The sequence below is a fragment of the Rhizobium sp. FG113 genome (assembly GCF_057809895.1).
On record NZ_JBMDKV010000002.1, the window covers coordinates 243,746 to 269,820 of the forward strand.

Annotated in this window: 27 protein-coding genes and 1 pseudogene; 26 read left to right on the forward strand and 2 right to left on the reverse strand. The window is 66.6% G+C overall.

Annotated features, from left to right (window positions below; translation table 11 throughout):
- Position 1 precedes the first annotated feature (1 nt).
- On the reverse strand, positions 2-1,012 hold the full coding sequence (locus ACODTZ_RS08260; RefSeq protein WP_099503649.1) for an AAA family ATPase: 1,011 nt from the start codon (positions 1,010-1,012) through the stop codon (positions 2-4).
- A gap of 522 nt (positions 1,013-1,534) precedes the next feature.
- Here ACODTZ_RS08260 and ACODTZ_RS08265 point away from each other — a divergent pair.
- The 5 genes and pseudogenes from ACODTZ_RS08265 to ACODTZ_RS08285 all read left to right on the forward strand — a co-directional run bounded on the left by ACODTZ_RS08265 (position 1,535) and on the right by ACODTZ_RS08285 (position 6,022).
- Positions 1,535-2,729 (forward strand): annotated as a pseudogene (locus tag ACODTZ_RS08265) (DUF932 domain-containing protein).
- 173 nt (positions 2,730-2,902) lie between these two features.
- A complete protein-coding gene (locus ACODTZ_RS08270) occupies positions 2,903-5,041 on the forward strand; it encodes a ParB/RepB/Spo0J family partition protein (protein WP_100964849.1) in 2,139 nt (712 codons plus the stop codon).
- 59 nt (positions 5,042-5,100) lie between these two features.
- Entirely contained in the window at positions 5,101-5,319 is a 219-nt protein-coding gene (locus ACODTZ_RS08275) for a hypothetical protein (protein ID WP_099503655.1), read from the forward strand.
- A gap of 68 nt (positions 5,320-5,387) precedes the next feature.
- On the forward strand, positions 5,388-5,801 hold the full coding sequence (locus tag ACODTZ_RS08280) for a hypothetical protein (RefSeq protein ID WP_099503657.1): 414 nt from the start codon (positions 5,388-5,390) through the stop codon (positions 5,799-5,801).
- Positions 5,798-6,022 carry a DUF6117 family protein gene (locus tag ACODTZ_RS08285; RefSeq protein ID WP_099503659.1) on the forward strand — a complete coding sequence of 75 codons (225 nt, stop codon included), beginning with the start codon at positions 5,798-5,800 and terminating at the stop codon, positions 6,020-6,022. The genes ACODTZ_RS08280 and ACODTZ_RS08285 overlap by 4 nt, the downstream gene beginning before the upstream one ends.
- A 31-nt stretch (positions 6,023-6,053) precedes the next feature.
- Here ACODTZ_RS08285 and ACODTZ_RS08290 read toward each other — a convergent pair whose 3' ends face one another.
- Entirely contained in the window at positions 6,054-6,413 is a 360-nt protein-coding gene (locus ACODTZ_RS08290; protein WP_099503661.1) for a hypothetical protein, read from the reverse strand.
- A gap of 231 nt (positions 6,414-6,644) precedes the next feature.
- Between ACODTZ_RS08290 and ACODTZ_RS08295 the strand changes: the two genes are divergently transcribed.
- From ACODTZ_RS08295 to ACODTZ_RS08395, 21 genes are all read left to right on the forward strand, one after another.
- Positions 6,645-10,970 (forward strand): strawberry notch family protein, encoded by a 4,326-nt coding sequence (locus ACODTZ_RS08295; RefSeq protein ID WP_099503663.1) that lies wholly within the window; start codon positions 6,645-6,647, stop codon positions 10,968-10,970.
- Entirely contained in the window at positions 10,970-12,004 is a 1,035-nt protein-coding gene (locus tag ACODTZ_RS08300; protein WP_099503665.1) for a DUF7146 domain-containing protein, read from the forward strand. Before ACODTZ_RS08295 ends, ACODTZ_RS08300 begins: the two co-directional genes overlap by 1 nt.
- Positions 12,005-12,313: 309 nt before the next feature.
- Complete coding sequence (locus ACODTZ_RS08305; RefSeq protein ID WP_099504010.1) at positions 12,314-13,237, forward strand: DUF2493 domain-containing protein; 924 nt, start codon at positions 12,314-12,316, stop codon at positions 13,235-13,237.
- Between the two features lie 139 nt (positions 13,238-13,376).
- A complete protein-coding gene (locus ACODTZ_RS08310) occupies positions 13,377-13,895 on the forward strand; it encodes a hypothetical protein (protein ID WP_247650863.1) in 519 nt (172 codons plus the stop codon).
- Positions 13,896-14,113: 218 nt separating this feature from the next.
- On the forward strand, positions 14,114-14,278 hold the full coding sequence (locus tag ACODTZ_RS08315) for a hypothetical protein (RefSeq protein WP_162894760.1): 165 nt from the start codon (positions 14,114-14,116) through the stop codon (positions 14,276-14,278).
- 141 nt (positions 14,279-14,419) lie between these two features.
- The gene (locus ACODTZ_RS08320; RefSeq protein WP_099503667.1) at positions 14,420-14,863 is read left to right on the forward strand and encodes a hypothetical protein; all 444 of its coding nucleotides are present in this window, start codon (positions 14,420-14,422) and stop codon (positions 14,861-14,863) included.
- Between the two features lie 563 nt (positions 14,864-15,426).
- On the forward strand, positions 15,427-15,753 hold the full coding sequence (locus ACODTZ_RS08325) for a DUF736 domain-containing protein (protein ID WP_099503669.1): 327 nt from the start codon (positions 15,427-15,429) through the stop codon (positions 15,751-15,753).
- Positions 15,754-15,943: 190 nt separating this feature from the next.
- The gene (locus tag ACODTZ_RS08330; protein WP_024021493.1) at positions 15,944-16,186 is read left to right on the forward strand and encodes a helix-turn-helix domain-containing protein; all 243 of its coding nucleotides are present in this window, start codon (positions 15,944-15,946) and stop codon (positions 16,184-16,186) included.
- Between the two features lie 120 nt (positions 16,187-16,306).
- Positions 16,307-16,570, forward strand: a complete 264-nt coding sequence (locus tag ACODTZ_RS08335) for a DNA -binding domain-containing protein (protein WP_099503671.1) — start codon at positions 16,307-16,309, stop codon at positions 16,568-16,570.
- A 118-nt stretch (positions 16,571-16,688) separates the two neighbouring features.
- Positions 16,689-16,973, forward strand: a complete 285-nt coding sequence (locus ACODTZ_RS08340) for a transcriptional regulator domain-containing protein (RefSeq protein ID WP_246842050.1) — start codon at positions 16,689-16,691, stop codon at positions 16,971-16,973.
- A 154-nt stretch (positions 16,974-17,127) separates the two neighbouring features.
- Positions 17,128-17,454, forward strand: coding sequence for a DUF2285 domain-containing protein (locus ACODTZ_RS08345; RefSeq protein WP_210408505.1), 327 nt, complete (start codon positions 17,128-17,130; stop codon positions 17,452-17,454).
- A 126-nt stretch (positions 17,455-17,580) separates the two neighbouring features.
- Positions 17,581-17,862, forward strand: coding sequence for a helix-turn-helix transcriptional regulator (locus ACODTZ_RS08350; protein ID WP_099503675.1), 282 nt, complete (start codon positions 17,581-17,583; stop codon positions 17,860-17,862).
- Between the two features lie 8 nt (positions 17,863-17,870).
- A complete protein-coding gene (locus ACODTZ_RS08355) occupies positions 17,871-18,755 on the forward strand; it encodes a replication initiator protein A (RefSeq protein WP_099503677.1) in 885 nt (294 codons plus the stop codon).
- A 208-nt stretch (positions 18,756-18,963) separates the two neighbouring features.
- Positions 18,964-19,602 (forward strand): ParA family partition ATPase, encoded by a 639-nt coding sequence (gene parA / locus ACODTZ_RS08360; RefSeq protein WP_099503679.1) that lies wholly within the window; start codon positions 18,964-18,966, stop codon positions 19,600-19,602.
- On the forward strand, positions 19,599-19,853 hold the full coding sequence (locus tag ACODTZ_RS08365) for a ribbon-helix-helix protein (protein ID WP_099503680.1): 255 nt from the start codon (positions 19,599-19,601) through the stop codon (positions 19,851-19,853). Before parA ends, ACODTZ_RS08365 begins: the two co-directional genes overlap by 4 nt.
- Complete coding sequence (locus ACODTZ_RS08370) at positions 19,850-20,371, forward strand: DUF2840 domain-containing protein (RefSeq protein ID WP_099503682.1); 522 nt, start codon at positions 19,850-19,852, stop codon at positions 20,369-20,371. Before ACODTZ_RS08365 ends, ACODTZ_RS08370 begins: the two co-directional genes overlap by 4 nt.
- Complete coding sequence (locus ACODTZ_RS08375) at positions 20,368-20,913, forward strand: S26 family signal peptidase (protein WP_099503684.1); 546 nt, start codon at positions 20,368-20,370, stop codon at positions 20,911-20,913. The genes ACODTZ_RS08370 and ACODTZ_RS08375 overlap by 4 nt, the downstream gene beginning before the upstream one ends.
- Positions 20,914-20,959: 46 nt before the next feature.
- On the forward strand, positions 20,960-21,307 hold the full coding sequence (locus ACODTZ_RS08380; RefSeq protein ID WP_099503686.1) for a DUF736 domain-containing protein: 348 nt from the start codon (positions 20,960-20,962) through the stop codon (positions 21,305-21,307).
- Between the two features lie 2 nt (positions 21,308-21,309).
- Positions 21,310-22,071: a lytic transglycosylase domain-containing protein gene (locus ACODTZ_RS08385; protein ID WP_099503688.1), complete on the forward strand. Its 762-nt coding sequence runs from the start codon at positions 21,310-21,312 to the stop codon at positions 22,069-22,071.
- 244 nt (positions 22,072-22,315) lie between these two features.
- Positions 22,316-24,055, forward strand: coding sequence for a relaxase/mobilization nuclease domain-containing protein (locus tag ACODTZ_RS08390; protein ID WP_099504014.1), 1,740 nt, complete (start codon positions 22,316-22,318; stop codon positions 24,053-24,055).
- Between the two features lie 25 nt (positions 24,056-24,080).
- Positions 24,081-26,066 carry a conjugal transfer protein TraG gene (locus ACODTZ_RS08395; RefSeq protein ID WP_099503690.1) on the forward strand — a complete coding sequence of 662 codons (1,986 nt, stop codon included), beginning with the start codon at positions 24,081-24,083 and terminating at the stop codon, positions 26,064-26,066.
- The last annotated feature ends 9 nt before the right edge of the window (positions 26,067-26,075 follow it).

The following is a 26,075-nucleotide window of genomic DNA, read 5'->3' on the forward strand; positions in this document are numbered from 1 at the left end:
CCTAACGGCCGGGTTGGCGACGGAACTTGCCCTTCAAAGTCTGTCGATTTTGGAGCGCGTCACGCAAGGCATCGGGCGATACCTTCGAGGCGCCTTCCAGGATGGCGTCCTTGACGACGGCATCGGCCGCGCGGACCAACTCGCCCTGGCTCAGGCCTTCGAGCACGCTTTCAATGCCGGGCCATACCGTCGACGCGAACTTGAACTTGCCAAGCCGACGTTCAACGATGGCCCGCGCTGACGTCGCGTCTGGCAATGTATATTCGACCACTTCGTCGAAACGACGCGCCAGAGCTTCGTCCAGGATCTCGACATGATTGGTCGCGGCCAGCACGAGACTGTCGGTTGAATTTGGCTCCTCCATGAAGGCCAGCACCGAATTCAGAACCCGTCGTATTTCGCCGACATCGTTCGGGTGGCCTCGGCGAGAGCCGATCGCGTCGAACTCATCAAGTAGATAGACGCCGCGGGTCTGCGCAATCTGGTCGAAGAGCAAGCGCAGCTTGCCGGCGGTCTCGCCGAAAAACCGGCTGAACAGCGATTCGAGCCGGACCGTGAACAGCGGCAGCCGCAGTTCGCCGGCCAAGGCCGAGGCCGTCATCGTCTTGCCCGTTCCGGGCGGGCCAACAAGGAGCATGTGCGTGGCGGGGGTCTGTCCGTGCTCACGCAGGGTCGCACGCTCCTGCTGCTGGCGGACGACACGGCCCAGCCGCTTGGCAATTTCATCGGAGAGCACCATGCTCGAGAGCGCAACCTTCGGATAGGCGCTCTCGACGAGGCCCTGCAATTCGCCGCGCGGCCGGGCGAGCGGGATCGGGGTCTGTCCGCCGGCAGGTTTGCCGGTCCCTCGCTGATCACGTGCCTTCTGGACAAGCCGTTTCAGCTTCTCAGCGTCATCCGCACGGCCCTGGCGAGCTTCCTGAGCGGCGATCTGCAAGGCGATCGACAGGAGCTGGTCCTCATCCCCGTCGATATGCGAGTTCAGGAGTGCGAGAATTTGCTTAGTCGACATGCTCGCCTCCTTTCTTTGGTTGGGCCTCGCTATACTGTTGCCTGCTCAGATGCTTTTGGCTCTCGCTTGCTTCGCCAACGCTATCGGAATCAGGCCAAAAGCGCCACCGTTTCCTCTCTACCACAGAGTTTCCTAACCATTCTTTCGACCCGTGGGATGCGAAGCTCAGCCGCCCAGCCGGCCAGACCAGTGTGGGCGACATCTCGACCGGCTGTGCTTCCCTCAATCAACGCAGGAACAAAACAGGAACTTTATATCGAACCCATCCTGGGGATTCAACGGGGTGCTTGCGGCCCCTGCGGGAGCTGATCGCGCGGCCGATGTCCTAGTTGTGGGCCGTCGAGGCTTCCAGAGATGACCTTGAGGGGAAAGCATTCCCCGGCGGCCGAGCCTTTGTCTCGGTCGACCCCTTCTGCGGGGAGACCCCGCAACGCCCCCTGAGAGTGAGAGTGCGGACCGGTTTTCCGTGACGGGTTGAGAGCTGGGAGAGAGCTTCCGGTGCCCGTCGTGGAGATTGGTCCCATGAACATACAGGTCCTCGATGCGCGCAGTGATGCGCGTGGCGGTTACAAGGTCGATGTCAGCCGTGGCGAGCAGATCGGCCGCGTCTCGTCCGAATGGTTCTCCCGGCCAGCGGATGAGCGCTATCTATCTCTGTCCGAGCTGGCGCATTCCGTTCGCGACCGGGCCGACCGCAGCCGGACGCGTGTCGTGGAAAGCGCACTCATCCATGTGGAGGCGAACCGCCGCGACCCGGAACGCCTGGCGTTGATCCTTCCCGGCACGGATACGCCTATCGCCCCGACCCATTGGAGCTTCGGCCAACTGGCCGGCCTGGTCGGCGCGCCGGCCGCCTATCTGCGCCAACTCCCGGCGCCGCTCGCCGCCATCAACCTGCAATATGGCCTGACCGTCCAATCGGGCCGAGCAGATCAAGACGCTCGAAACCGATAACGGCCGTGTCGAACTGCGCGCCGTCACCGGCCCGGACTATGGCCGCATCTTCGACCACGAGCTGGTCGAGGCGGTGCAGCGCATCGCCGGCAACGGCACGGGCGACACACGCTGGAAGGTGCCAGGCGTGCTGGACTGGTCGACCGGCATCTACAATCCGCGCGTCGACATCACCAAAGACACCACGACGCTCTATGCCTCCGATCGGGATGTCTTCCTGTTCCTCGTCGACGACCTGAACCCGATCGAGGCCGGACGGCTGGCGGACGGCTCGCCGGATCTCTATTTCCGCGGCTTCTACTGCTGGAACTCCGAGGTGGGCGCCAAGACGCTCGGCATGGCGAGCTTCTATCTGCGGGCGGTCTGCCAGAATCGCAATTTATGGGGCGTGGAGGATTTCGAGGAAATCACCATCCGCCACTCCAAATATGCCGCCAACCGCTTCGCCCATGAGGCGGCGCCGGCGCTGGCGAACTTCGCCAACTCCTCAGCCCTGCCTTTCGTAAACGGCATAAAGGCAGCCCGCGAGAGAATCGTGGCACGCACCGATGAGGACCGTACCGACTTCCTGCGCCGCCGCGGCTTTTCGAAGGCCGAGACCAGCAAGATCATCGACACCGTGCTGGCCGAGGAAGGCCGGCCGCCCGAGTCGATCTTCGATTTCGTGCAGGGCATCACCGCCGTTGCCCGCGACAAGGCGCATCAGGACGCCCGTCTCGACATGGAGGCCAAGGCTAAGAAGCTGCTCGATCGGGCGGCCTGATCTCCGCAAGGCCGGGGATGCGGTTTGCGTGTCTCCGGCTCTGCGCTTCCGTGCCTTTCTGGTTTCCCGGTCCGTGGCGCTGCCCCCTTTAGAGGAAGAGGGCGGCGCTTCGCTTCGTGACGGGTTTAGGGCTGAGAGAGAGTCTCTCGGCGCCCGTCGCGGAGTAATCCCCGATGGCTACTGCAGTTCAGAAGATCATCCTGTCGTCCTCACGCGACATCCCCTTCAACAAGCTGGTGCTCAGCCAGTCCAACGTCCGGCGTGTGAAGGCCGGCATCTCGATCGAGGACCTGGCGGCCTCGATCGCGCGTCGCGGCCTGATCCAGAGCCTCAGCGTCGTGCCCGTGGTCGACGCCGAAGGTCAGGAGACCGGCATGTTCGAGGTCCCGGCCGGCGGCCGCCGCTTCCGTGCGCTGGAGCTGCTGGTCAAGCAGAAGCGCCTCGCCAAGATCGCCCCCGTGCCGTGCGTCGTGCGCAAGCGCGACGACGAGGTCCTGTCCGAGGAAGTGTCGCTGGTCGAGAATATCGATCGCGCGCCGCTTCATCCGCTGGACCAGTTCCGCGCCTTCCAGGATATGCGGGTGAAGGGCAAGACCGAGGAGGAGATCGCCGCAGCGCTCTTCGTCCCGGTCCAGGTGGTCAAGCAGCGCCTGCGCCTCGCGGCCGCATCGCCCGTCCTGCTCGACGTCTATGCCGAGGACGGCATGACGCTCGACCAGCTCATGGCCTTCACCGTCACCGACGACCATGCCCGCCAGGAGCAGGTCTGGGAGGCGATCAAGGACGCCTGGTCGAAGGAGCCCTATCAGATCCGTCGCATGCTCACCGAGACCACGGTGCGCGCCTCCGACAAGCGCGCCGTCTTCGTCGGTGTCGACGCCTACGAGGCGGCCGGCGGCATCGTCATGCGAGACCTGTTCCAGTCCGATGACGGCGGCTGGCTGCAGGATGCGGCGCTGCTCGATCGGCTGGTCGCCGAGAAGCTGAAGGCGACGGCTGAGACGATCGCCGCCGAGGGCTGGAAGTGGATCGAGGTCGCAGTCAGCTTCCCCTACGACGCCACGCGCGGCCTGCGCGAGCTGCAGGGCGAGCCGCTCGACTTGACGGCGGAAGAACAGGCGACGATCGAGGCGCTCAACGCCGAATATCAGAAGCTCGAGGCGGAATATGAAGACGCCGACGAGCTGCCCGACGAGGTCGACCTGCGGCTTGGGGAGATCGAGACGGCGCTGTCGGCCTTCGAAACCCGTCCGGTCCGCTTCGAGGCCGTCGACATCGCCCGCGCGGGCGCTTTCATCAGCATCGCCCATGACGGCAGCATCGCCATCGATCGCGGCTATGTCCGGGCCGAGGACGAGGCTCCCGAGCCCGGCATCGAGGCCGATGGGGACGACACCGAGCATCAGCCGGGCGAACCCGGTGTGCCGGCCTTGCAGCGCGCCGTCATCACGATCGGCGGCCAGCCCGTCGAGGCGGAGGACGACGAAGACGACGCGATCAAGCCGCTCCCCGAGCGCCTGGTCATCGAGCTGACGGCCTATCGCACCCTCGCGCTGCGCAACGCCGTCGCGGAGAACCCGCACGTCGCCATGACCGCGCTGCTCCACAAGCTGGTGTCGGACACCTTCATGACCCGCATGTATACGGGCGCCATGGAGGCCGGGGTGAAGCACGTCTTCTTCCCGGCGCAGGACGATGGGCTGAAGGACAGCCCGTCCGCCCGCGCGGTGCAGGACCGTCACGCCGCCTGGGCCGGCGACATCCCGAAGGACGACGATGCACTGTGGGATTGGCTCGCGGGCCTGGACGACGCCAGCCGGATGGCGCTGCTGGCGCATTGCGTCAGCTACGGCGTCAACGCGCTCTATGAGCGGCCGAACCCGCACAGCGCCGGCGGCGTGTCGCAGCACACGCTCGACATGCGGCTCGCCCAGGCCGACCGCCTGACCAAAGCGACGGGGCTCGATCTGGTGGAGGCCGGCTGGCGCCCGACCTTCGGCAACTACCTCAACCGTGTCACCAAGCCCCGCATCCTGCAGGCGGTTCGCGAGGGCATCGGCGAGCAGGCCGCGCAGCTCATCGACCACCTAAAGAAGGGCGACATGGCCAAGGAGGCCGAGAGGCTGCTCGCCGAGACCGGCTGGCTGCCCGAGCCGCTGCGCCTGATCGACGATGCCGAGGCGCCCACGCCGGAAGTCGAGGCTGGCGGCGAGGACGACGATGCGGCGCTGCCCGCGTTCCTCGCCGGCGACGACGAGGTTGTCACGGCGGAGGCCACCGACGACGAAGCGCACCTTGTCGCAGCCGAATGACGAGCACCCGGAGCGGCTTCGGCCGCTCCGGTCCTTTCCCCGATTGAAGGAGCATCGCCATGTCGCGATCCAACCCGTCGCCACGCCGCGTCGTCTTCCAGTACCTCGTTCCCGTACATGTCGAGGTCGAGGACGGCATCGTCGGCCGCGTGACGATCATCGACGAAACCCCGGTGCGCGCCCCCGTCGTCGTCGAAGGCGATCCCGCCTATCTCGCCGACGCCATCCGCGCCGCCGACGACGGCCAGGCCTGGCCATCCTGGCAGTTCGGCTACTAGCCGCGCCACCCCGAACCCACTCCGAGCCCGGCCCGAGCGCCGGGCTCTTTTCGTTTCCGGAGCCCGCCATGACCGATTTCTCCACCCGCTATTCCTGCCTGCTCGATGTCGGCACCTCCGCCAACGTCGCCCGGGCCTTCGACATCTACGCCGCCTTGATGGCCGAGAACGACCGCGAAGACCCGCCGGCCGAGCCGTTTCATCTATCTGTGACACCCGATCACGGTGCGTCGCGGCTCTGGCTGCGCGATCCCGGCACCGCAGATCCGCAGCTTGCGATCACCTTCGTGACGCGCTGCGCCGAGGCCCTCGCGCTGACCGGCCGTTGGGGATTTCAATGGGCCGGCATCGCCTCCGATCCCGTGGTCGATGGTTTCTCGGGCGGCACCCATGTGCTCGATCTTGCCACCGGCGAGACGATCGCATGGACGAGCACCGGCCGCTGGCTCGCCGACCGGCTTGCCAGGGGAGGCGCGCGATGAGCATCCCCGACCATGCCCGCGCCAACTTCCAGACGCTCCTGCGCGCCGCGAACAGTGGCGACCTGGCGCTGATGGAATGCACCGACGTAGCAACCGGCGAACCGCGCTACGTGATCTGCGCCGTCGGCCGCGATGACGGCGAGTTCGTCTTCACACCGTTCGGCCATCTCGCCGATGGCAATCCCTTCGAAATCTACAGCCCGCCGGACGCGTCGACATAGGCGAGCGCGCGCCCAATGTCCTCGCTCGCCGCTACCAGACCGCAACTTCCCACTGCCCGTTGACGCGGGCAAATCCGATTGGCCGGTTTTGCGGGCTCGCGTTCGGCCTGGTCGGATCGAGCACGATCTGCGTCATGCAGGTCACGCCCGGACCGACCCCACCCGGCGAGCAATCGCCGAGCTTCAGCGTCGCGTTCGCCAGCGACGTGCCCGTGAACAGGCGATGGCGCCGCACGGCCGCGGTCGCTTCGCCCTCGCTCGGCTCTGCGACGCCGGCGGCGACGGCCGGAGATGCAGTGACCGGCGAGATCACCGGCCTGAGCACGAAACCCGCACCGAAGCCGACAGCCAGACAGGCCGCGCCGAGAATGCCAATCGCACTGCCCTTCATCTCGCCTCCGATGCTCACTCAGCCGGCGCGGCACGCGCGAATGGTGCGAGGCACAGCGGCTTGTTTTCCTACGAGAACTTAGCGTCCCATCCGCACCGCCGGAAGCCGGTGCGACAGGCCGGGTTCCGGCCGCGCCAGAGTGAGAGGGTGGCCGGGACGGGTTTGAGCCCGTCCGGTCGAGAGAGAGCGCCGGGCCGGCTCGCTCCTGTTCCGCTCTCCGAGGTTCCTCTCATGCTTCATGATCCGCTTCCAGCCGCTCACGCGGCTTCGCTCCCGCTTGTCCCCCACACGCCGCCGGCCGCCTCTATCCTCGCCGCCGCCGAACGCATCCTCTCCCACCTCGAACAGGGCCGCACCGTTGATGCCGCCATGCTGCGCAGCGCCATGGAGGATGCCTTCGGCGCGTCCGACGCAGCCGGCGCGTGGGACTGGAAAGCCGCCTATGACGCCTGCGAGGTCGCGACCGTCCTGTTCCTACGCAAATACGGAAAGCCGCTTTTCCGTAAAGCCGCATCGCCGGCTTCACGACTCTCCGCGCTTGTGAAGATCGTCGGACTGTTACCGACGCACACGCGCCGATCCGAGGAGGCGCAGGCCTTCCAGCAATTCTCGACGCCGATCCCGCTCGGCCTTGCCGCGCTGACGGCGGCAACATTGGCCCCGGCAGATCGCGTGCTGGACCCGTCCGCCGGGACCGGACTGCTCGCCGTCCTCGCCGAGACCGCAGGCGCATCGCTCATCCTCAACGAGCTGGCCGAGACCCGCGCCGATCTTCTCACCTCTCTCTTTCCGGCCATGCCCGTCACGCGCTTCGACGCCGCCCAGATCGACGACCATCTCGATCCGGCCGCTGTGCCGAGCGTCGTCATCATGAACCCGCCATTCTCGGTGATGGCGAACGTCACCGGGCGGGTCGCGGACGCCGCCTATCGGCACATCGCCTCGGCGCTGGCCCGGCTGGCCGACGGCGGACGCCTCGTCGCCATCACGGGCGCGAACTTCTCGCCCGAGCTTCCGGCCTGGCGGGACGCCTTCGTGCGCCTGCAGGGACGCGGCCGCGTCGTGTTCACCGCCGCGATCGCCGGCTCGGTCTATGCCAAGCACGGCACGACCATCGAGACCCGCCTGACCGTCATCGACAAAGCGCCGGCCGAGGACCCCGAGCATTTCCCGGATTCGGCCGGGATCGCACCCGATGTCGCGACCTTGCTCGGCTGGATCGACGCGCAGCTTCCGGCACGCCTGCCGGTCTCGATCATGCGTCCCGCCGCGACACCGGCCGCAACGCCGCGCACGGTGCGAGGCTATCTCGCCCGCGCGGCGACGGCCCAGCCCGCCCGCCGTATCGCCCAGCTCGAAGGCGTGCCGCTCGACTATGAGACCATCGACTGGACGCCGCCGGAGACCGGCCGCCTGTCGGAGTCGATCTATGAGGCCTATGCGCTCCAGTCGATCCGCATCGCCGGCGCACAGCCGCATCCGACCAAGCTGGTGCAGTCCGCCGCCATGGCCTCGGTCGCGCCGCCAAAGCCGAGCTACCGACCGACGCTGCCGGCGCCGATCGTCGCCGACGGCATCCTATCCGACGCCCAGCTCGAGACGATCATCTATGCCGGCGAGACGCATGGCGAATATCTCGCCGGGGCCTGGACCGTGGACGAGACCGGCGATCTCGTCACCGCCGCGCCGGACGATGCCCCGAACGCGGTCCGCTTCCGCCGTGGCTTCATGCTCGGCGATGGGACCGGCGCCGGCAAGGGCCGCCAGTCTGCCGGCATCATCCTCGATAACTGGCTCCAGGACCGCCGCAAGGCAGTCTGGATCTCCAAGTCCGACAAGCTGCTCGAAGACGCCCAGCGCGACTGGTCGGCGCTCGGCATGGAACGCTTGCTGGTCACGCCGCTGTCGCGCTTCCCTCAGGGTACGTCGATCCGGCTGCCCGAAGGCGTCCTATTCACCACCTATGCCACGCTACGGTCCGACGACCGCGGCGAGAAGCTTTCACGGGTCAAGCAGATCGTCGAATGGTTGGGCTCCGATTTCGACGGAGTGATCATTTTCGACGAGTCCCACGCGATGCAGAACGCCGGGGGCGGCAAGGGAGAACGGGGCGATGTCGCCCCGTCGCAGCAAGGCCGTGCGGGGCTCCGGCTCCAGCACGCGCTGCCGAACGCCCGCGTGGTCTATGTCTCGGCGACCGGCGCGACCACCGTCCACAATCTCGCCTATGCCCAACGGCTCGGCCTGTGGGGCGGCGACGATTTCCCCTTCGCCAACCGCGCGGAATTCGTGGAAGCCGTCGAGAATGGCGGCGTCGCGGCGATGGAGGTGCTGGCCCGCGACCTTCGGGCGCTCGGCCTCTATACGTCCCGTTCGCTCTCTTATGACGGCGTCGAATATGAGCTGGTCGAGCACCAGCTCACACCCGAACAGACCCGCATCTACGATGCCTATGCCGGCGCCTTCGCCATCATCCATAATCATCTCGACGCGGCGATGCGCGCCGCCAATATCACCGGCGATACCGGCACGCTGAACCGGCAAGCGAAATCCGCCGCGCGCTCAGCCTTCGAGAGCGCCAAGCAGCGTTTCTTCGGTCATCTGCTGACCAGTATGAAGACGCCGACGCTGGTCCGCTCGATCGAGCAGGACCTGGCGGCCGGCCATTCCGCCGTCATTCAGATCGTCTCGACCGGCGAAGCCCTGATGGAGCGGCGGCTGGCCGAGATCCCCACCGAGGAGTGGAATGACGTCCGCGTCGACATCACGCCGCGCGAATACGTCCTCGACTACCTCGCCCATTCCTTCCCGGTACAGCTCTACGAGCCGTTTTCCGACAGCGAGGGCAACCTGTCGTCGCGGCCGGTCTACCGGGACGGCCAGCCGGTCGAGAGCCGGGATGCCGTCGCTCGCCGCGATGAGCTGATCGAGCGCCTCGCATCCTTGGAGCCCGTGCCCGGAGCCCTCGACCAGATCGTCCAGCGGTTCGGCACGGACGTGGTCGCCGAGGTGACCGGCCGCTCGCGGCGCGTGGTTCGCAAAGGCGACCGCCTTACGGTCGAGAACCGGGCGGGATCGGCCAACCTCTCCGAGGCGGCCGCGTTCATGGACGACGACAAGCGCGTCCTCGTCTTCTCCGATGCCGGCGGGACGGGTCGCAGCTACCACGCTGACCTTGCCGCCCGGAACCAGCGCCTGCGCATCCACTATCTCCTGGAGCCCGGCTGGAAGGCTGACGCGGCGATCCAGGGGCTCGGCCGCACCAACCGTACAAACCAGGCGCAGCCGCCGCTCTTCCGGCCGATCGCGACTGACGTGAAGGCCGAGAAGCGTTTCCTTTCGACCATCGCGCGCCGGCTCGACACGCTCGGCGCCATCACGCGCGGCCAGCGCCAGACCGGCGGTCAGGGTCTGTTCCGGTCCGAGGACAATCTCGAATCCCACTATGCGCGCGACGCGCTGCGCCAGCTCTACCTGCTGCTCGTGCGCGGCAAGGTCGAGGGCTGCTCGCTCGATCGCTTCGAGTCCGCCACCGGCCTGAAGCTGATGGACGACAACGGCATCAAGGATGAGTTGCCGCCGATCACGACCTTCCTCAACCGGCTGCTGGCGCTGACCATCGAGTTGCAGGGTATCCTCTTCACCGCGTTCGAGCAGCTTCTGACGGCGAAGATCGAGGGCGCGATCCGCAGCGGTCACTATGACGTCGGGCTGGAGACGTTGCAGGCCGAGAGCTTCGTGGTCACCGACAGCCAGGTCATCCACGTCCATCCCGGCACCGGCGCCGAGACGCGGCTGCTCACCATCACACGCCGGGAGCGCAATCGCCCGATCTCACTCGCCGATGCACTGGGCCATCTCGCCGATCCTCGCGCGCGCCCGCTGGTGAACGGTCGCTCGGGGCGCTCCGCCGTGCAGATGCCGGCGCCGTCGATGATGCTCGACGATGGCGAGATCGAACGCCGCGTCTGCCTGATCCGGCCGATGGAGCAGCATTATGCGCCACTGCGCATGATGGACGAAAGCCATTGGGAGGAAGCTGATCGCGCTCGCTTCGCCGCGGCATGGCAAGCGGAGCTTGCCGACATCCCGGAGTTCTCCGACAGCACGATCCACATCGTCGCTGGCCTGCTGCTGCCGATCTGGAAGCGCCTGCCGGACGAGTCGACGCGGGTGTATCGGCTCCAGACCGACGCGGGCGAGCGCATCATCGGCCGCCGGGTCTCGCCGGCCTGGGCCGCCAACGCCGCCTCGCAGGGGGCGAGCACGCTGACGCCGGAACATGCCTTCGCCGCGCTGATGGAGGGCAGTACGGTCCTCGATCTCGCCGAGGGCCTCCAGCTTCGCCGCGCCCGCGTCATGAGCGCCTATCGCCTGGAGCTGACCGGCTTCACCGAGGCGATGCGCGAGCGGCTGCGGGCCTATGGCCTGTTCAGCGAGATCATCTCGTGGAAGCTCCGCTTCTTCGTACCGGCCGACGCCAGCGGCGTGAGCATCCTCACCAAGCTACTCGACACCTATCCGGTGGCGCGCATCTCCGAACGGGAGGCCGCGTGATGTCGCGTCGCGATGCTTCCGATCTCGCGCAGCGTCTCGGCCGGCAGGCCGAGGCGGTGTGTCGCCATTACCTCTCCAGCGGGCGGCGCGAGGGCCGCTACTGGCTGGTCGGCGACGTGCGCAACACGCCCGGTCGCTCGATGTATGTGCGGCTCAAGGACTCTCCGAAAGGTCCGGCCGGCAAATGGACCGACGCCGCGACCGGCGAGCATGGCGATCTTCTCGACGTGATCCGGGAGAGCTGCGGCCTCATCGACTTCAAGGACGTCGCCGACGAGGCACGGACCTTCCTCAGCATGCCCGCATCCACGCCGATGCCGGCGAACCCACGTCAGGCGCCAGCGCCGCACGGATCGCCCGAGGCAGCCCGCCGCCTGATCGGCATGTCGCAGCCGATCACCGGCACGCTCGTACAATCGTACTTACGCGAACGCGGCATTACGGATTTACGCGGAACCGGAAACCTGCGCTTCCACCCGCGCTGCTATTATCGGCCCGACGAGCATTCTCCGACCGAGACCTGGCCGGCGATGATCGCAGCCGTCACCGACCTCCGCGACAGGATCACCGGAGCGCATCGGACCTGGCTCGACCCGCGACGCCGCGACAAGGCGCCACTCGACACGCCGAGGCGGGCGATGGGCGATCTTCTCGGCAACGCGGTGCGCTTCGGCACGGGCGGCGAAGTCATGGCGGCCGGCGAAGGCATCGAGACCGTACTGTCGGTCAGGCAGGTCTTGCCCGACATGCCGATGCTGGCGGCGCTCTCCGCAGCCCATCTCGCCGCCATCCTGTTCCCGGACACGCTGCGGCGGCTCTACGTCCTGCGCGACGACGATCCGGCCGGTGACGGTGCGCGCGACAGCCTGGTCGAACGGGCGAACGCGGCCGGCATCGAGGCGATCGTCATCTCGCCCCAGCTCGGCGACTTCAACGAGGATCTCCGCACCCTCGGCATCGACGCGCTCAGAAGCCAGACCCGGATGCAGATCGGGCCGCAGGACGTGGTGCGTTTCATGGCGCTAGTGGCATAGCCGGCAGGCAGGAAGGCGGCGGCGGTGCCGTCAGGCCCGTCCGGATGCCCCATACCGTCTGAGAGGACCGCGCCTCGGCCTTCGAGAGGGCGATCGGCCCACAGTCGGGCCGGCCCGGCAATGGCGGCGGCCGACTATTTTCCGGCGGCGCGTGCCGCGCCTTTCCATCGCGAGGCAAAATAGCCGGCCTTCGCCATCCTCCGCTGACGCTCCTGCCCTTCGCTGCGCTCCGGGTGCAGAGCCGTCCCGCCGATGGGCTTCGTCGCCATGAAGGCCGCGACGGTCGCGGTCCTACCGACGGAGCATCCCATGGACGACCACGACGACTTCGAACCCCACCACGAATCCTCACCCACCGACCACGTCCTCAACGAATTGCAGCTCCACGGCTACCGGCCCTTCGCCGACGAACCGGACCAGCGGCTTCTTCCGGACGGAAACGCAGTCGCGGGCGCCGTCGCCGACATCTTCGACGCGCTGATCGTCACGCTGGAGGACACACGCCTCGAACCCGACCTCGACGATCTCCTCTGGTCGACCGTCAACGTCTTCCATCGCGCCACCGAACGGATCGCACGCGAGCTCGACGATAACGAGCAGGCCCAGAAGCGCTCGCAGCGGGAACAGGACGGCAGCGAGGTGAAATCGGTCGAACTCGAGCGCCAGATCGCCGAGGGCATGACTCTCATCGAGCGCCAAGCCGCCTTCGAGCTCATGCGCGACCAGGCCGCCGAGCACTACGAGCGCCACGTCGGCAAGCCCTGGCTCCCGCGCAGCGGATCGAAGGTCAACCATCGCAATCTCACCTCGGCAATGATCGACAGCCGCGATTTCCTTATGGCGAAGAAGCGTGCCGAACAGGAAGTCCTTCTTCCTCCCGGCCCGAAGATCGTCGTCACCGGCGGGCTCGACTTCAACGATCACCCGCTGATCTGGGCCAAGCTCGACCAGGTGCACGAGAAGCACCCCGACATGGTCCTCGTTCACGGCAAGTCGCCGAAGGGCGCGGAGAAGATCGCCTCGCTCTGGGCGAAGAACCGCAACGTGCCGCAGATCGGCTTCGCGCCCGACTGGACGAAGCACGGCCGCGCAGCGCCCTTCAAGCGCAACGACGAGATGCTGGAGATCGTGCCGAAGGGCGTGATGCACTTCCCGGGCACGGGCATCAACGACAACCTCGCCGACAAGGCCAAGAAGCTCGGCATCCCGGTCTGGAAGTTCGGCGGCGCGTGAGCGCCGTCAGACTTCGCAATACTTGCCGATCGCGAGTATTATTGCGCGCCGGAATATCAGAAAGGAGACGCCGCTGAATCTCGACCTGGACCTTCCGCCGCGCTCAGAACCACTCATCATTCCCTGGCCATCGCCGGGAATGCCCGGTGGATTCCTTCAATTCAACGATCCCGAGACTTGGCGGAAATTCATCGTCAGCCTCGGCATCGACGAGCGCATCCCGGACGTCGTGCGCGCGAAGTTCGCACGAGCGCAGACGCTCTACCTCCTGGGCTGGGTCGACCTCGACGTGCTGAAAGCCGGCGAGCTTGCGGCGCTGATCGCCCTCGAACTCGCCACGATGGACCGATATGGCGACAAGATTCCGAAGAAGAGCCGCCCCTTCGCGGCGTTGCTGAAGCATATGGTCGACGTCGACGGCCTGACCGACGCGCACATCCCGATGACCGTCCGCACCGGCGGCACCGCGATCGGCTTCGTCACCGGCGACGCGAAGCCCAGCCTCAGCCAGCGGCGCAACGGCATGGCGCATGGCGATCCCTTCGACGGACTGCCGGTCGGCGGGCTGCTCGAGCTGGTTCGCGACCTTATCAACTATGCCTACCGGGACTTCATCGCCAACGCACCGGCATGGCGAATGCAGGTGCTTCCCGACTGACGGGACAGGACCGGCTCGCGGCGCCGAGCACCACACCCGCTTCTCTGCGCTGATCCTTGGTCAGACTGGCCGCTTGGTGCCATCAACCCGTAAAGGGTCGGCTATGCGAGCATGCCGCCGCTGCGGCTGCGCCTGCGCGGTGATTGCAGCGACCAGTCCGACACTTCGGGCGCCTGTCAGCGGGGGATGGTCCTCCGCTCGAAACAGGAGCCGGGTCGATGTCCCTCAAGCAAGCACATGCCTTCGCCTTCAGCCTCGCCACCTCGCTGATGGCCGCCATCGTCATCTTCCAGGCCGGCGACGGCACGCATTCCGTGATGCCCGCCAGCGAGTACGACGGCGACACCGCCGCGATTGTCCATGAGATCGATCCTTTCGCCTGACCGGGGCAACCCGGTCCGCCGAAGCGGAAATCCGCCGCGATTTCCGCTCCCGGCGCAGTCGACCTTCAGCTATAGTGCGGTCGCGCCGTGGTGGTGGTGGCAGGCGCAACCGTCAGACCTTTTGGCACGGAGGCCACCACTATGATCATCCTCGCTATACTCGCATCCCTCGCAGCAATAGGCCTGCTTTGCTGGCTGTTGTTCACGCTGGCCGTCTTCGCGCTGCCGGCCTTCGTCGGCTTCGCCGCAGGAGCCTGGGCCCACGGCACCGGCGCCGGCATTCCCGGCGCGATCCTGGTCGGCCTCGTCGCCGCGGCCGTCACCTTCGCGGTCGGCCAGCTCCTCATCACCTTCGCGCGGCCGATGTGGCTGAAGCTCTGCGTCGCCGTCATCTTCGTCGCGCCCGCCGCCGTCGCGGGCTTCCACGCCACCCATGGCATCGTGAAGCACCTGATGCCGTCGGACGCTTGGCAGATCACATTCTCCGTCGTCGGGGCCATCGCTGTCGGCATCACGGCCTTCGTCCGGGTCGCGGGAATGGCCACGGCCAGCGGCCCCACCGGCCGGGACCTCGCGCGGGCCTGACGTCACGCATGTCGTCATGGTGCGGGCCAGCGCGATGATCGAAGCGGCGATCCCCGTCAGGAGAATGGGCGGTTGCGGGGCTTGGAAAGCGGATCGTCGTTCGGCCCTGAGAGCGACCCACGGCGGGCGCAGGCGAAGCGTCAGCCGTCGTAGCGAGAACCGAGATCCGTTGATGCGGGGACGTCCGCCGGAGGCAGGCCGGGTCAGGATGCCGTGATCGGCCCAGACAAAGGACGACAGCTCGCCGGTGAGGTTCGTGGCGATGTCATCTTGGCGGCAGCGGCGGGCCGCCATCTCTTCCTTTCTGTCCGTCACGCGACCGCTCCAAACGGCCTCTCCAATGGCCTGATCTGGCCGAAGGCCGGCTTCGCCTCGATCGCCTATGACGCAACAGCCGCGTCAAACTTTCTTCCCCTGCCGGCTGCGCCGTCATTCCTCGCGAGACAAGAAAGCCCTCCTTAGCTGTCAGGCCCCTTCGGGGTGCGCCGTCGATCGCCTCCGGCCAACCGATCGCCATCGAGGCCGCAATGGTGCGGCTCGGGAACGGAAAACGGAGACTTACAATGGCGACCATCGGCACCTTCAAGAAGAGCGGCTCGAACGAGTTCACCGGCGACATCGTCACCCTCAGCGTCCAGGCCAAGAACGTACGCATCGTCCCCGACCAGCGCGCCACCGGCGAGAACGCTCCCAGCCACCGGGTCCTGGTCGGCCGCGCCGAGATCGGCGCCGCCTGGTCCAAGCGCTCCAACGAGGGCCGCGACTATCTGGGCCTCAAGCTCGACGATCCGAGCTTCAACGCACCGATCTACGCCAACCTGTTCGACGACGAAGGCGAAGACACCTTCTCGCTGATCTGGTCCCGCCCCAACGGGCGGCGCGGCGACTGAGGCTCCGCGCAAGGCCCCGGCCGGAAGGTCGGGGCCTTCGGTTGTGACAGCCAAGCGACCGAATCAGTCGCCGCGTTTTTGGATCGCACCGAGCCCTCGCAGGCACTTCTTGCTAGAAAATCACGCCGAGAACGACTATTATAGTCGTAGTTTTGGCGTGCGCGTAGGTCCGTATGGGAGGTGATCATGCATGATCACCGCCCGACAGTTTCGGGCCGCACGCGCGTTGCTGGGTTGGACACAGGAGACGCTCGCTGACAAGGCCCGGGTCTCATTGACTGCGCTCAAGCGCCTCGAATCCACCAGTGGTCTCGAGGTCTTTGAGAGTACGCGCGATGAGGTACGAAGGGCCTTCGAACGCGCCGGCATCGTCTTCCTGAACTCCGATCAGGGCAAGGGAGTGCTACTCGTCGATGCAAAGAAGGAAACCTGACGTTCGACACCTCGCCGCGTTGGCTCAACCTCCCGCAGCCGGGCCTTGCGTCATCCTTCCGATAAAATCATCGTTAACAATTCCCTCCGGATTGGATACATCTCGCGATCGGGGGATGTTGTGACCAAAGACGACTTTCTTGATCAGCCGCCGTCCGGGGCAGCGCTCACGGCCTATGACCACGCACATCTGAAGCTCTACGTCCGGCTGCTCGACGCCGAGAGTGAGGGCGCGGATTGGCGTGAGGTCGTCGCGGTGCTGTTCAATCTCGATGCGGGCGCCGATCCGGAGCGCGCCTTGCACGTCTACACCAGCCATCTCGACCGCGCGAAATGGATGACGAAAAGCGGCTTCTGCGAGCTTCTTCAGTGTCGCCTTCATTAAGGTGATGCGCAAACCGCATCACGTCGCGCCCACTTCGTCCTTCCCCCGCCTCGTTCAACCGGGAATCGTATCTGCCGCATAACTCGCGTTGCACGAATTTGCGCAGAGGCAGAGAAGGATGTCCGAAGATGAAGATTGGCGGTCCGAGGCCGCCTATGACTACATCGATAAGTTGACCCCCGGCGATCTTGCTTGGGAGTTCTTGCGTCGTAACCCCGATTATCGGAACGCATACCGTGACTTGGTAGCCACCGGGCGCCTTACCGAAGCTATCGCTCAGGAATTCGCTGAACGATGGGGGTTGCGATTTCGTCGCCGACCCTCGCAACTCGGCGCTAATCCAGCCGATCTTCTGGACCCCGCAAACCGATCCCGCGACACTTCCGTTCACCGTCGGACCTAACCCGGCGAGACATCTCCGCCTCCGCGTTGAGGATCTTCACGCCCACGCCATCATCGAGCATGATCCTGGTCTGATCCGGCTCGTACTGCGCGGCGAACCCCACGACGTCGCCCTGATCGGCGTTGATGATGCCCGCCCTCTTGGCGCGTTCATCATGTTCGATGAACTGACACCCGACCGGCTGACCGCGGTTGAACGCCTCTGGCACGCTATGTTCGGCAAGCGCGTGCCGCCCGATCCACGCCTGACGCCACAAAGACGTCAGCGCGCCCGCCAGATGTTGCGCGCCATCGACGCGCGCGCGAGCGGCGCCATCTACCGCACCGTCGCGGAGCATCTCTTCCCCCAGCACAAGATCGATGCAGCATCCTGGGTCGGCGACCCGATCCGGGAGATCACCATCCGTCTTGCCCGCGACGGCATGAAGCTCGTTCGCGGCGGCTATCGGACATTGCTGCGTCGCCCACGCCGGGATCGCTGATACCCGCTCGCGTGTCGATTTTAGCATCTTACTTCGACATCGTCCGGGGCGCCGTCTTCGCGCCACCGTGCTCGCAACCCGCCGCTTATTCGCAGCGGCCACCCGCGAGACCACGGAGGTTCGATCATGGCCGAAAAAGCCGCCAATCTACCGCCACGATACCTGAGAACGCAGGAGGCAGCCCGCTTCCTCGGGCTTTCCGAGCGCACCCTCGAAAAGCATCGCACCTACGGGACCGGCCCGACCTACCGCAAACTCGGCGGCCGCGTCGTCTATTCCGTTGACGACCTTCAAGCCTGGGCTGATCGCGGTCTCGTCACCTCGACCTCCGATCCGCGCGGCGGCACCGTTCTTCCGGCCAAGCGCCAGGCCGTCTCCCCTGCGGTCGCCGAACGTTTCCCGCGCTGAGTCCGGGCATGTCGGCGCGCCATCACAGCAGCGAACGCGAGCAGCTCGATCTCTTCCGGGCGCTGCCCGGCGATCTCGCGCTGCGCGATGCGCAGGACCTGATGGCGTACCCGTTCTTCGCGCTCGGCAAGTCCAAGCGGGTGGCGCCTATCGACTTCAAAACCGGCTCCATCGTCATCCGTGTCGAAGCCGTCCCCGAGCACGGCATGGCCACCATCTGGGATGCCGACGTGCTGATCTGGGCGGCCTCCCAGATCGTCGAGGCACGAGACCACGGATTGCGCCCATCGCGTCTGATGGCGACCACGCCCTACGAGATTCTTCAGTTCATCGGCCGCGGCGTCAGCCTGCGGGACTATGAGCGGCTGAAGGCCGCGCTCGACCGACTTCAGTCGACCACCATCGCGACGTCGATCCGCCAGCCGACGGAGCGGCGGCTGCACCGCTTCTCCTGGATCAACGAGTGGAAAGAGCGCGCCGACGGCAAAGGCCGCCCGCTCGGCCTCGAGCTGATCGTGCCGGACTGGTTCTACGCCGCCGTGCTCGACGACGCGCTCGTACTGACGATCGACCGCAATTATTTCGGCCTGACGGGCGGCCTGGAGCGCTGGCTCTATCGCCTCGTGCGCAAGCACGGCGGCAAGCAGGAATTCGGCTGGAGCTTCGATTTTCCGCATCTCCACGCCAAGTCCGGCTCGCTCTCGCCGCTCAAGCATTTCGCCTACGACCTGCGGGACATCGTCCGCCGGCAGCCTCTGCCGGGCTACCGCCTGACCATCGAGCAGGGCCTCGGCGGACCGGAAATCCTCTCCTTCGTGCCGACCGACCCGGATGCCCTCGGCATCCCGCGCCGTCGTCGCCGGAGCAACTCTCGCCCTGGGGATAAGCTGTGAATCGTCTCGTGCTATCAGGGACCGGCACTATCGTGCCATCGGGGACCGGACTCTCGTGCTATCGGGGACCGGAATCATCGATTCCTCGCGGTGAATCAGTAGCTTGCGAGCCCTCTAACTTATCTAACTTAGATTCCTACGGAATCTTTCTAACGCGACCGCGTTTTTCGGCCGCTGTGGACGAGTCCCCGATCGCCGGGAGATCGTCATGATCGTCGCGCTGCTCAACCAGAAGGGCGGCGTCGGCAAGACCACGCTCGCCCTGCACCTTGCTGGCGAATGGGCTCGCCGTGGACAGCGCGTCACGCTGATCGACGCCGATCCGCAAGGGTCTGCGCTCGACTGGTCCCAGCAACGCAGCCGGGAGGGGCTGGAGCGGTTGTTCGGTGTCGTCGGCCTGGCCCGCGACACGCTCCACCGAGAAGCGCCGGAACTGGCCCGCAACGCCGACCATGTCGTGATCGACGGCCCGCCCCGTGTCGCCGGGCTGATGCGCTCGGCGCTGCTCGCCGCCGATCTCGTGCTGATCCCGGTGCAGCCATCGCCGCTCGATGGCTGGGCCTCCGCCGAAATGCTCGCGCTGCTCGGCGAGGCGCGCATCTATCGCCCGCAGCTCGCCGCACGCTTCGTGCTGAACCGCTGCGCGGCCCGCACGGTTCTGGCCCGCGAGACCGCCGAGACGCTGGCGGATCACGACCCGCCCTTGCTCTCGACGACGATCGGCCAGCGCATCGTCTTCGCCGATGTCGTTCAGACCGGCCGGCTCGCCGCCGAGCAGGACGAGAATTGCCCTGGCGCGCGCGAGATCGCCGCGCTCGCAGCGGAAGTCGCGAGGATCGGCGCATGAGCGAACGGTCCCCGAAGCGCAGTTTTGCGGCGCGTCCGGCCGATCCCGAAGACTGGATCAAGGCGCCCGAACGCCATGCCTCCCGCAGTCAGCCCGCCGAGGACTTCTCGGCCCGGCTGACGATCGACGTCACCGCCGACATGCGCGGCCGCATCAAGATCGCCGCCTTTCAGCGCGGCCAGACCGTCGCCGACATGCTGCGTGCGCTGTTCGAGCGCGAGTTTCCACCCCCGTCAGGAGAAGGACAATGACCGGCCTTGTCGCCGTGCCAAAACGCGTCGGCCGTGCTGCCGACGAGCTGCCGCCCGAAGCGTTCACCCAGGTCGAACTCGTCTGGATCGAGAAGCACACGGAGTACTGGGTCCGCTTCGGCCGCGAGCGGCGCGAGCAGATCCTCGACCGCCGCCGTCGCATCCTCTTCTTCCCTCCCGGCAGCGTCTTCGCGCTCGTGCGCTGGGCGGCCAACGAGCACGGCACTGTCCTCTCGCGGCTCGACATCCTGCGCACGGTCGAGCGCAACGCAGCGTGCCAGACCGTTCCGACGGTCGCGCCCGGCGCAGAGGTTCTGCTGCATGTCGATGGCTGGCCGAAGGTCGAGCGCGTGCTCCAGCTCATCGACGCCATCGAGGCGCGCGGCATCGACCCGATCGACGTTTCGCCGGACCATTGGCGCCACGTCCACAACCGGATGACCGTCGGCGAAACGCCACGCGCTTATGGCCTTCGGCAGCATCGCGCATTTCTCCTGCGCCGGGAGATCGGCGCATGACCCGGCTCTCCTATGCCATCGTCACGACAGTGGCCGTGTCGCTTCTCGGCATCGCCTCCGTGGCATCGTTCGCGCCGAAGCTGATCTGGAACGCGTCCGCCAGCACGCCCGTCGGCTTCTACACGATAGAAGAACCCGGCCCGGTCGCCGTGACCGATCTGGTCGCGGTGGATGCCCCCGAGCCACTCGCCACTTTCCTGTCCGACGGCGGCTACCTGCCGCGCGGCGTGCCGCTGTTGAAGCGCGTCGCCGCGCTACCGGGACAGCGGGTCTGCCGGTCCGGGCTCGCCATCACGGTCGACGGTGTACCGATGGGTGAAGCCCTTGATCGCGATCGTCGCGGTCGCCCGCTCCCGATCTGGCAGGGCTGCCGGTTGGTCGCGAACGGCGAACTGTTCCTGATGAACTGGCAGGTCCGCGACAGCCTCGACGGCCGCTATTTCGGCCCGCTTCCGGCCACCGCCGTGATCGGCCGGGCCACCCCCCTCTACACCGACGAGGACGGCGATGGCCGCTTCGTCTGGCGCGCGCCGACGCGGTGACGGCCCGCCCATGACCCTGCCCACCGCAATCTGAAGGAGACGACCCATGCCCGTGATCGGTCAATTCATGCGCGAAAATGATGGCTTCATCGGCCACCTGACGACGCTGTCCTTGCATCAGGACATCATCATCGTCGCGGCCGAACCGTCCGATGCCGAGAACGCGCCGGACTACCGCGTCCATGTGCTTGACACCATAAGCAACGAGACCGGCGCGGAGATCGGCGCGGGCTGGAAGCGCACCGGCGAGAAGGCCGGCGAATACGTCTCGCTGCAGCTCGACGATCCGACCTTCGAACATCCGATCCGCGCCAATCTGTTCCAGTCGGCCGACGACAAGTCCGCCTGGGGCCTGCACTGGAATCGCCCGCCGAAGCGCGGCGAGCGGGACTAACGATGCCCGCCGCGCGCCGTCAGCCTGCCGTCGGAGGGAGGATCACCCTCCGACGTGCAGCCCTCCTTCTCCTTTCCGGCCTGATCCTCGCCGCGCCGGGGGCGAGCCCGGCCGGAGCACAGCAGGCGTCCGCCGAGCGGCCGTCGCGCAGTGATCCCTATGGTGCTTTTATCACCGAGGCGGCGCAGCGGTTCGGCGTCCCGGAAGCGTGGATTCGCGCCGTCATGCGCGTCGAAAGCGCCGGCGACGTGCGCGCCATCTCGTCGGCCGGGGCGATGGGCCTGATGCAGATCATGCCCGCCACATGGGCCGAACTGCGCGTTCGCCATCGACTCGGCAGCAACCCCTACGATCCTCGCGACAACATCCTGGCGGGCGCCGCGTATCTGCGCGACATGCACGATCGCTACGGATCGCCCGGTTTCCTGGCGGCCTACAACGCCGGACCGGGCCGTTACGAAGAGTATCTCGCCGGTCGCCCATTGCCGGCCGAGACGCGCGCCTATGTCACGACGCTCGCCCCAATTGTCGGCGGCGGAGAACTCGCCGGCCCAGTCGTGGTGGCGGCTGCCGATCCGCTCGCCTGGACGCGGGCGCCGCTCTTCGTCGTGCAGTCGGCCGGCAGCGGACCTGCCGCGCCAACGCAGTCCGAAGGCGCGCCCGGTAACAGCACGGCGTCTGCACCGGAGCGCGATCAAGGCCCGGCGGCTTCGCGCACCGATGGCCTTTTCGTCGCGCGCAATGTCGCCGGTGGCCCGCAATGACCGCGTTCGCACCCGTTCGCATTGTGGCGTGGTCTGGCGGGCAAATGGCGGTCCGGAGAGGAGGAGCAGTCAGCACAACCGCACGATGGCGAGATAAAAGCGCGCGAGGTGCGGCTTGGTGCGGTCGTGTTTTTTCAGAGACTTATGGCGCATTTGCGCGAGGTGCGCCTGATCGGCGCAGCCTGCGCTCTCGCGTTTTATTGAGGAATTTCCTTGGCTTTGCGCGATGTGCGGGGCCTTGGCCATGAGCGGAGAGGACGATTTCCGCATTCGCCCTGGCCGCATCCGCTCGACCCGGGCTCAAGCTGCGCGGCCCTTTATCGCGCAGGCGCTGGCAGCCGCGCAGCGAGCCGGTGGACGCGTCTCGCGCTCCGGCCAGATCAGCAAGGGCAATCGCTCGCGGTTTGGACGCGGACAGCGCGCGACCGTGCAGGCCAATCGGCTGCTCACGAGCCGATCGCGAAACACGGTCATCAAGACACGCGTCGTCCGTCATAGCGCGCGGGCTGCGCCGCTCTCCACCCACCTCAGCTATCTCCGCCGCGAGGGCGTCACCCGGGATGGGGAGAAGGCCCACCTGTTTGGTGCCGAGACCGAGGACTCCGATCCGAAGGCCTTCGCCGAGCGCACCCAGGACGATCGGCATCACTTCCGGTTCATCGTCTCACCAGAGGACGCGACCGAGATGAGCGACCTCAAGACCTATGCCCGCGAACTGATGGGGCAGATGGAGAAGGACCTGGGCACGAAGCTCGACTGGGTCGGCGTCGATCACTGGAACACCGACAACCCGCATGTCCATATCATCCTGCGGGGACGGACTGACGACGGCCAGGACCTCGTCATCTCCCGCGACTACATCAAGGAAGGCATGCGCGCCCGCGCGCAGGACCTCGTCACCCAGGAGCTGGGACCGCGCACCGATCACGAGATCCGCCGCAACCTGGGGCGTCAGGTCGAGGCGGAACGCTGGACCGATCTCGATCGCCAGATTGCCCGCGATAGCTATCGCACCGGCGTCGCCGACCTCGCCCCACATCCCGATCGGCAGCCAGACGAATTCCACGCGCTGAAGGTCGGTCGGCTGCGCAAGCTGGAGACACTCGGCCTCGCCGATCAGGTCGGCCCCGGCCAATGGGTCGTATCGGAGAATGCCGAGAAGACGCTGCGCGCGCTCGGCGAGCGTGGCGACATCATCAAGCGCATCCACCGCGGCCTGACTGAACGCGGCATCGAACGCGGCGCCGCGAGCTATGTGCTCGCCGGCGAGAGCATCGACGATCCGGTCATCGGCCGGCTGGTCGACCGCGGCCTCGATGACGAGCTGAAGGGCACGGCCTATGCCGTAGTCGACGGCACCGACGGGCGCACCCACCACATCAAGCTCGCCGATCTCGACGCCGCCGGCGACAGCGCACCGGGTTCGATCGTCGAGCTGCGCAAGTTCGACGACGCGCAGGGCCGCCGGCGTGTCGCGCTCGCCGTTCGCTCGGATCTCGATATTGAGCGGCAGGTCCATGCGACCGGCGCCACCTGGCTCGACCGGCAGGCGATCGCCCGCGAGCCGGTAGCCCTTGGCGGTGGCGGCTTCGGCGCGGAGGTGCGCCAAGCGATGGACCGACGTGCCGAGCATCTCGTTGGCCAGGGCCTCGCCGAGCGGCAGACGCGCGGCGTCAGCTTCTCGCCGGGCCTCATCGAAACCTTGCGCCAGCGCGAGGTCGAAGCGCTCGGCGAAAAGCTCGCGGCCGAAACCGGGCGTCCGTTCACCAAGGCCGGATCGGGCGAGTATGTGGCGGGCACCTACCGCCAGCGCTTCGCGCTCGCCTCGGGCCGCTTCGCCATGATCGACGACGGCCTCGGGTTCCAGCTCGTGCCCTGGTCGCCCTCCCTCGAACGGCAGCACGGTCAGCACGTCTCGGGCGTCTCGCGCGGCCCCGGCGGCGTCGACTGGAGCTTCGGCCGCAATCGCGGCCTCGGCATGTAACCCAACTAAGAAAGGAGTGCCCGCCATGTCGGCGACGAAGATCCTCTGGGGCCAGATCCTCACCGTCTTCCTGATCGTGCTGATGACGACCTGGGGCGCGACGCAATGGACGGCCTATCGTCTTGGCTTCCAGCCTCAGCTCGGCCAGCCCTGGTTCGAGCTCGTCGGATGGCCGATCTACTATCCGCCGGCCTTCTTCTGGTGGTGGTATTTCTATGACGCCTATGCCCCGCCGATCTTCGTCGAGGGCGCCTATATCGCAGCGTCCGGCGGGTTCATCTCCATCGCCGTCGCCATCGGCATGTCCGTGTGGCGGGCACGCGAAGCGAAGAATGTGGAGACCTACGGCTCAGCCCGCTGGGCGCGGCCTGAAGAGGTGAAGGCCGCCGGCCTCCTCGGTCCAGACGGCGTCGTGCTCGGCAGGCATGAGCGCGAGTATCTTCGCCACGACGGCCCGGAGCATGTGCTGTGCTTCGCGCCGACACGTTCCGGCAAGGGCGTGGGCCTGGTCGTGCCGTCGCTCCTGACCTGGCCGGGCTCGGCGATCGTTCACGACATCAAGGGCGAGAACTGGACCCTGACCGCCGGCTACCGCGCCCGGCACGGCCGCGTGCTGCTGTTCGATCCCACAAACGCGAAGTCGGCGGCCTACAATCCGCTGCTCGAGGTGCGCCGCGGCGAATGGGAAGTCCGTGACGTGCAGAACATCGCCGACATTTTGGTTGACCCGGAAGGCTCGCTCGAGAAGCGGAACCACTGGGAGAAGACGTCGCACGCGCTTCTGGTCGGCGCGATCCTGCACGTCCTCTATGCCGAGGCCGACAAGACATTGGCGGGTGTCGCGGCCTTCCTGTCCGATCCGAAGCGGCCGATCGAATCGACGCTCGCGGCGATGATGAAGACCGCCCATCTCGGCGAGGCCGGGCCTCATCCGGTGATCGCCAGCGCGGCTCGTGAACTGCTCAACAAGTCGGACAACGAGCGGTCGGGCGTGCTGTCGACCGCGATGTCCTTTCTCGGTCTGTATCGCGATCCGGTGGTCGCGGAAGTAACCCGCCGCTGCGACTGGCGCATCGCTGACGTGGTCGGCGGCAAGCGTCCGACGACGCTCTACCTCGTGGTCCCGCCATCCGACATCAATCGGACCAAGCCACTGATCCGCCTAATCTTGAATCAGGTTGGACGCCGGTTGACGGAGGACTTGCAGGCTAAGGGCAACCGGCACCGCCTGCTGCTCATGCTCGATGAGTTTCCCGCGCTCGGCCGCCTCGACTTCTTCGAGAGCGCGCTCGCTTTCATGGCCGGTTACGGCCTCAAGGCCTTCCTCATCGCGCAATCGCTGAATCAGATCGAGAAGGCCTACGGCCCTAACAACTCAATTTTGGACAATTGCCATGTCCGCGTGAGCTTCGCGACCAATGACGAGCGCACGGCCAAACGCGTTTCGGATGCCCTCGGCACCGCGACCGAGATGAAGGCGATGAAAAACTATGCTGGCCACCGGCTATCGCCCTGGCTCGGCCACTTGATGGTATCGCGCTCGGAGACCGCCCGACAGTTGCTGACGCCCGGCGAGATCATGCAGCTCCCGCCCTCCGACGAGATCGTCATGGTCGCCGGCATTCCGCCGATCCGGGCGAAGAAGGCCCGCTACTACGAGGATCGCAGATTTCAGGAACGCATCCTCACGCCGCCCACACTCACCAAGCCGGCGAGCGCAATGACCGACGACTGGAGCACGCTCGCCATACCGGCGGCTCCCAAGCTGAGCACGGTCATCGCAGTGCAGGACGGGTCCGATGACGATCCGACGGATTCCGAACGCCGGCATCAACCCGAACTGAGCCGGACCCAGGCCGTCGAGCGAAAGCCGGTGCTCGAAAATGAATTCGAGATCGATCCCCGTGACGATGTCGACGAGGATGCCGCACGCCTGAGCCGCATGACGCAGACGATGCGCCAAGTCGCCCGCCAAGCCTCGCTCGATCCGGGCGACGGTATCGAACTTTAGGATGTGTCG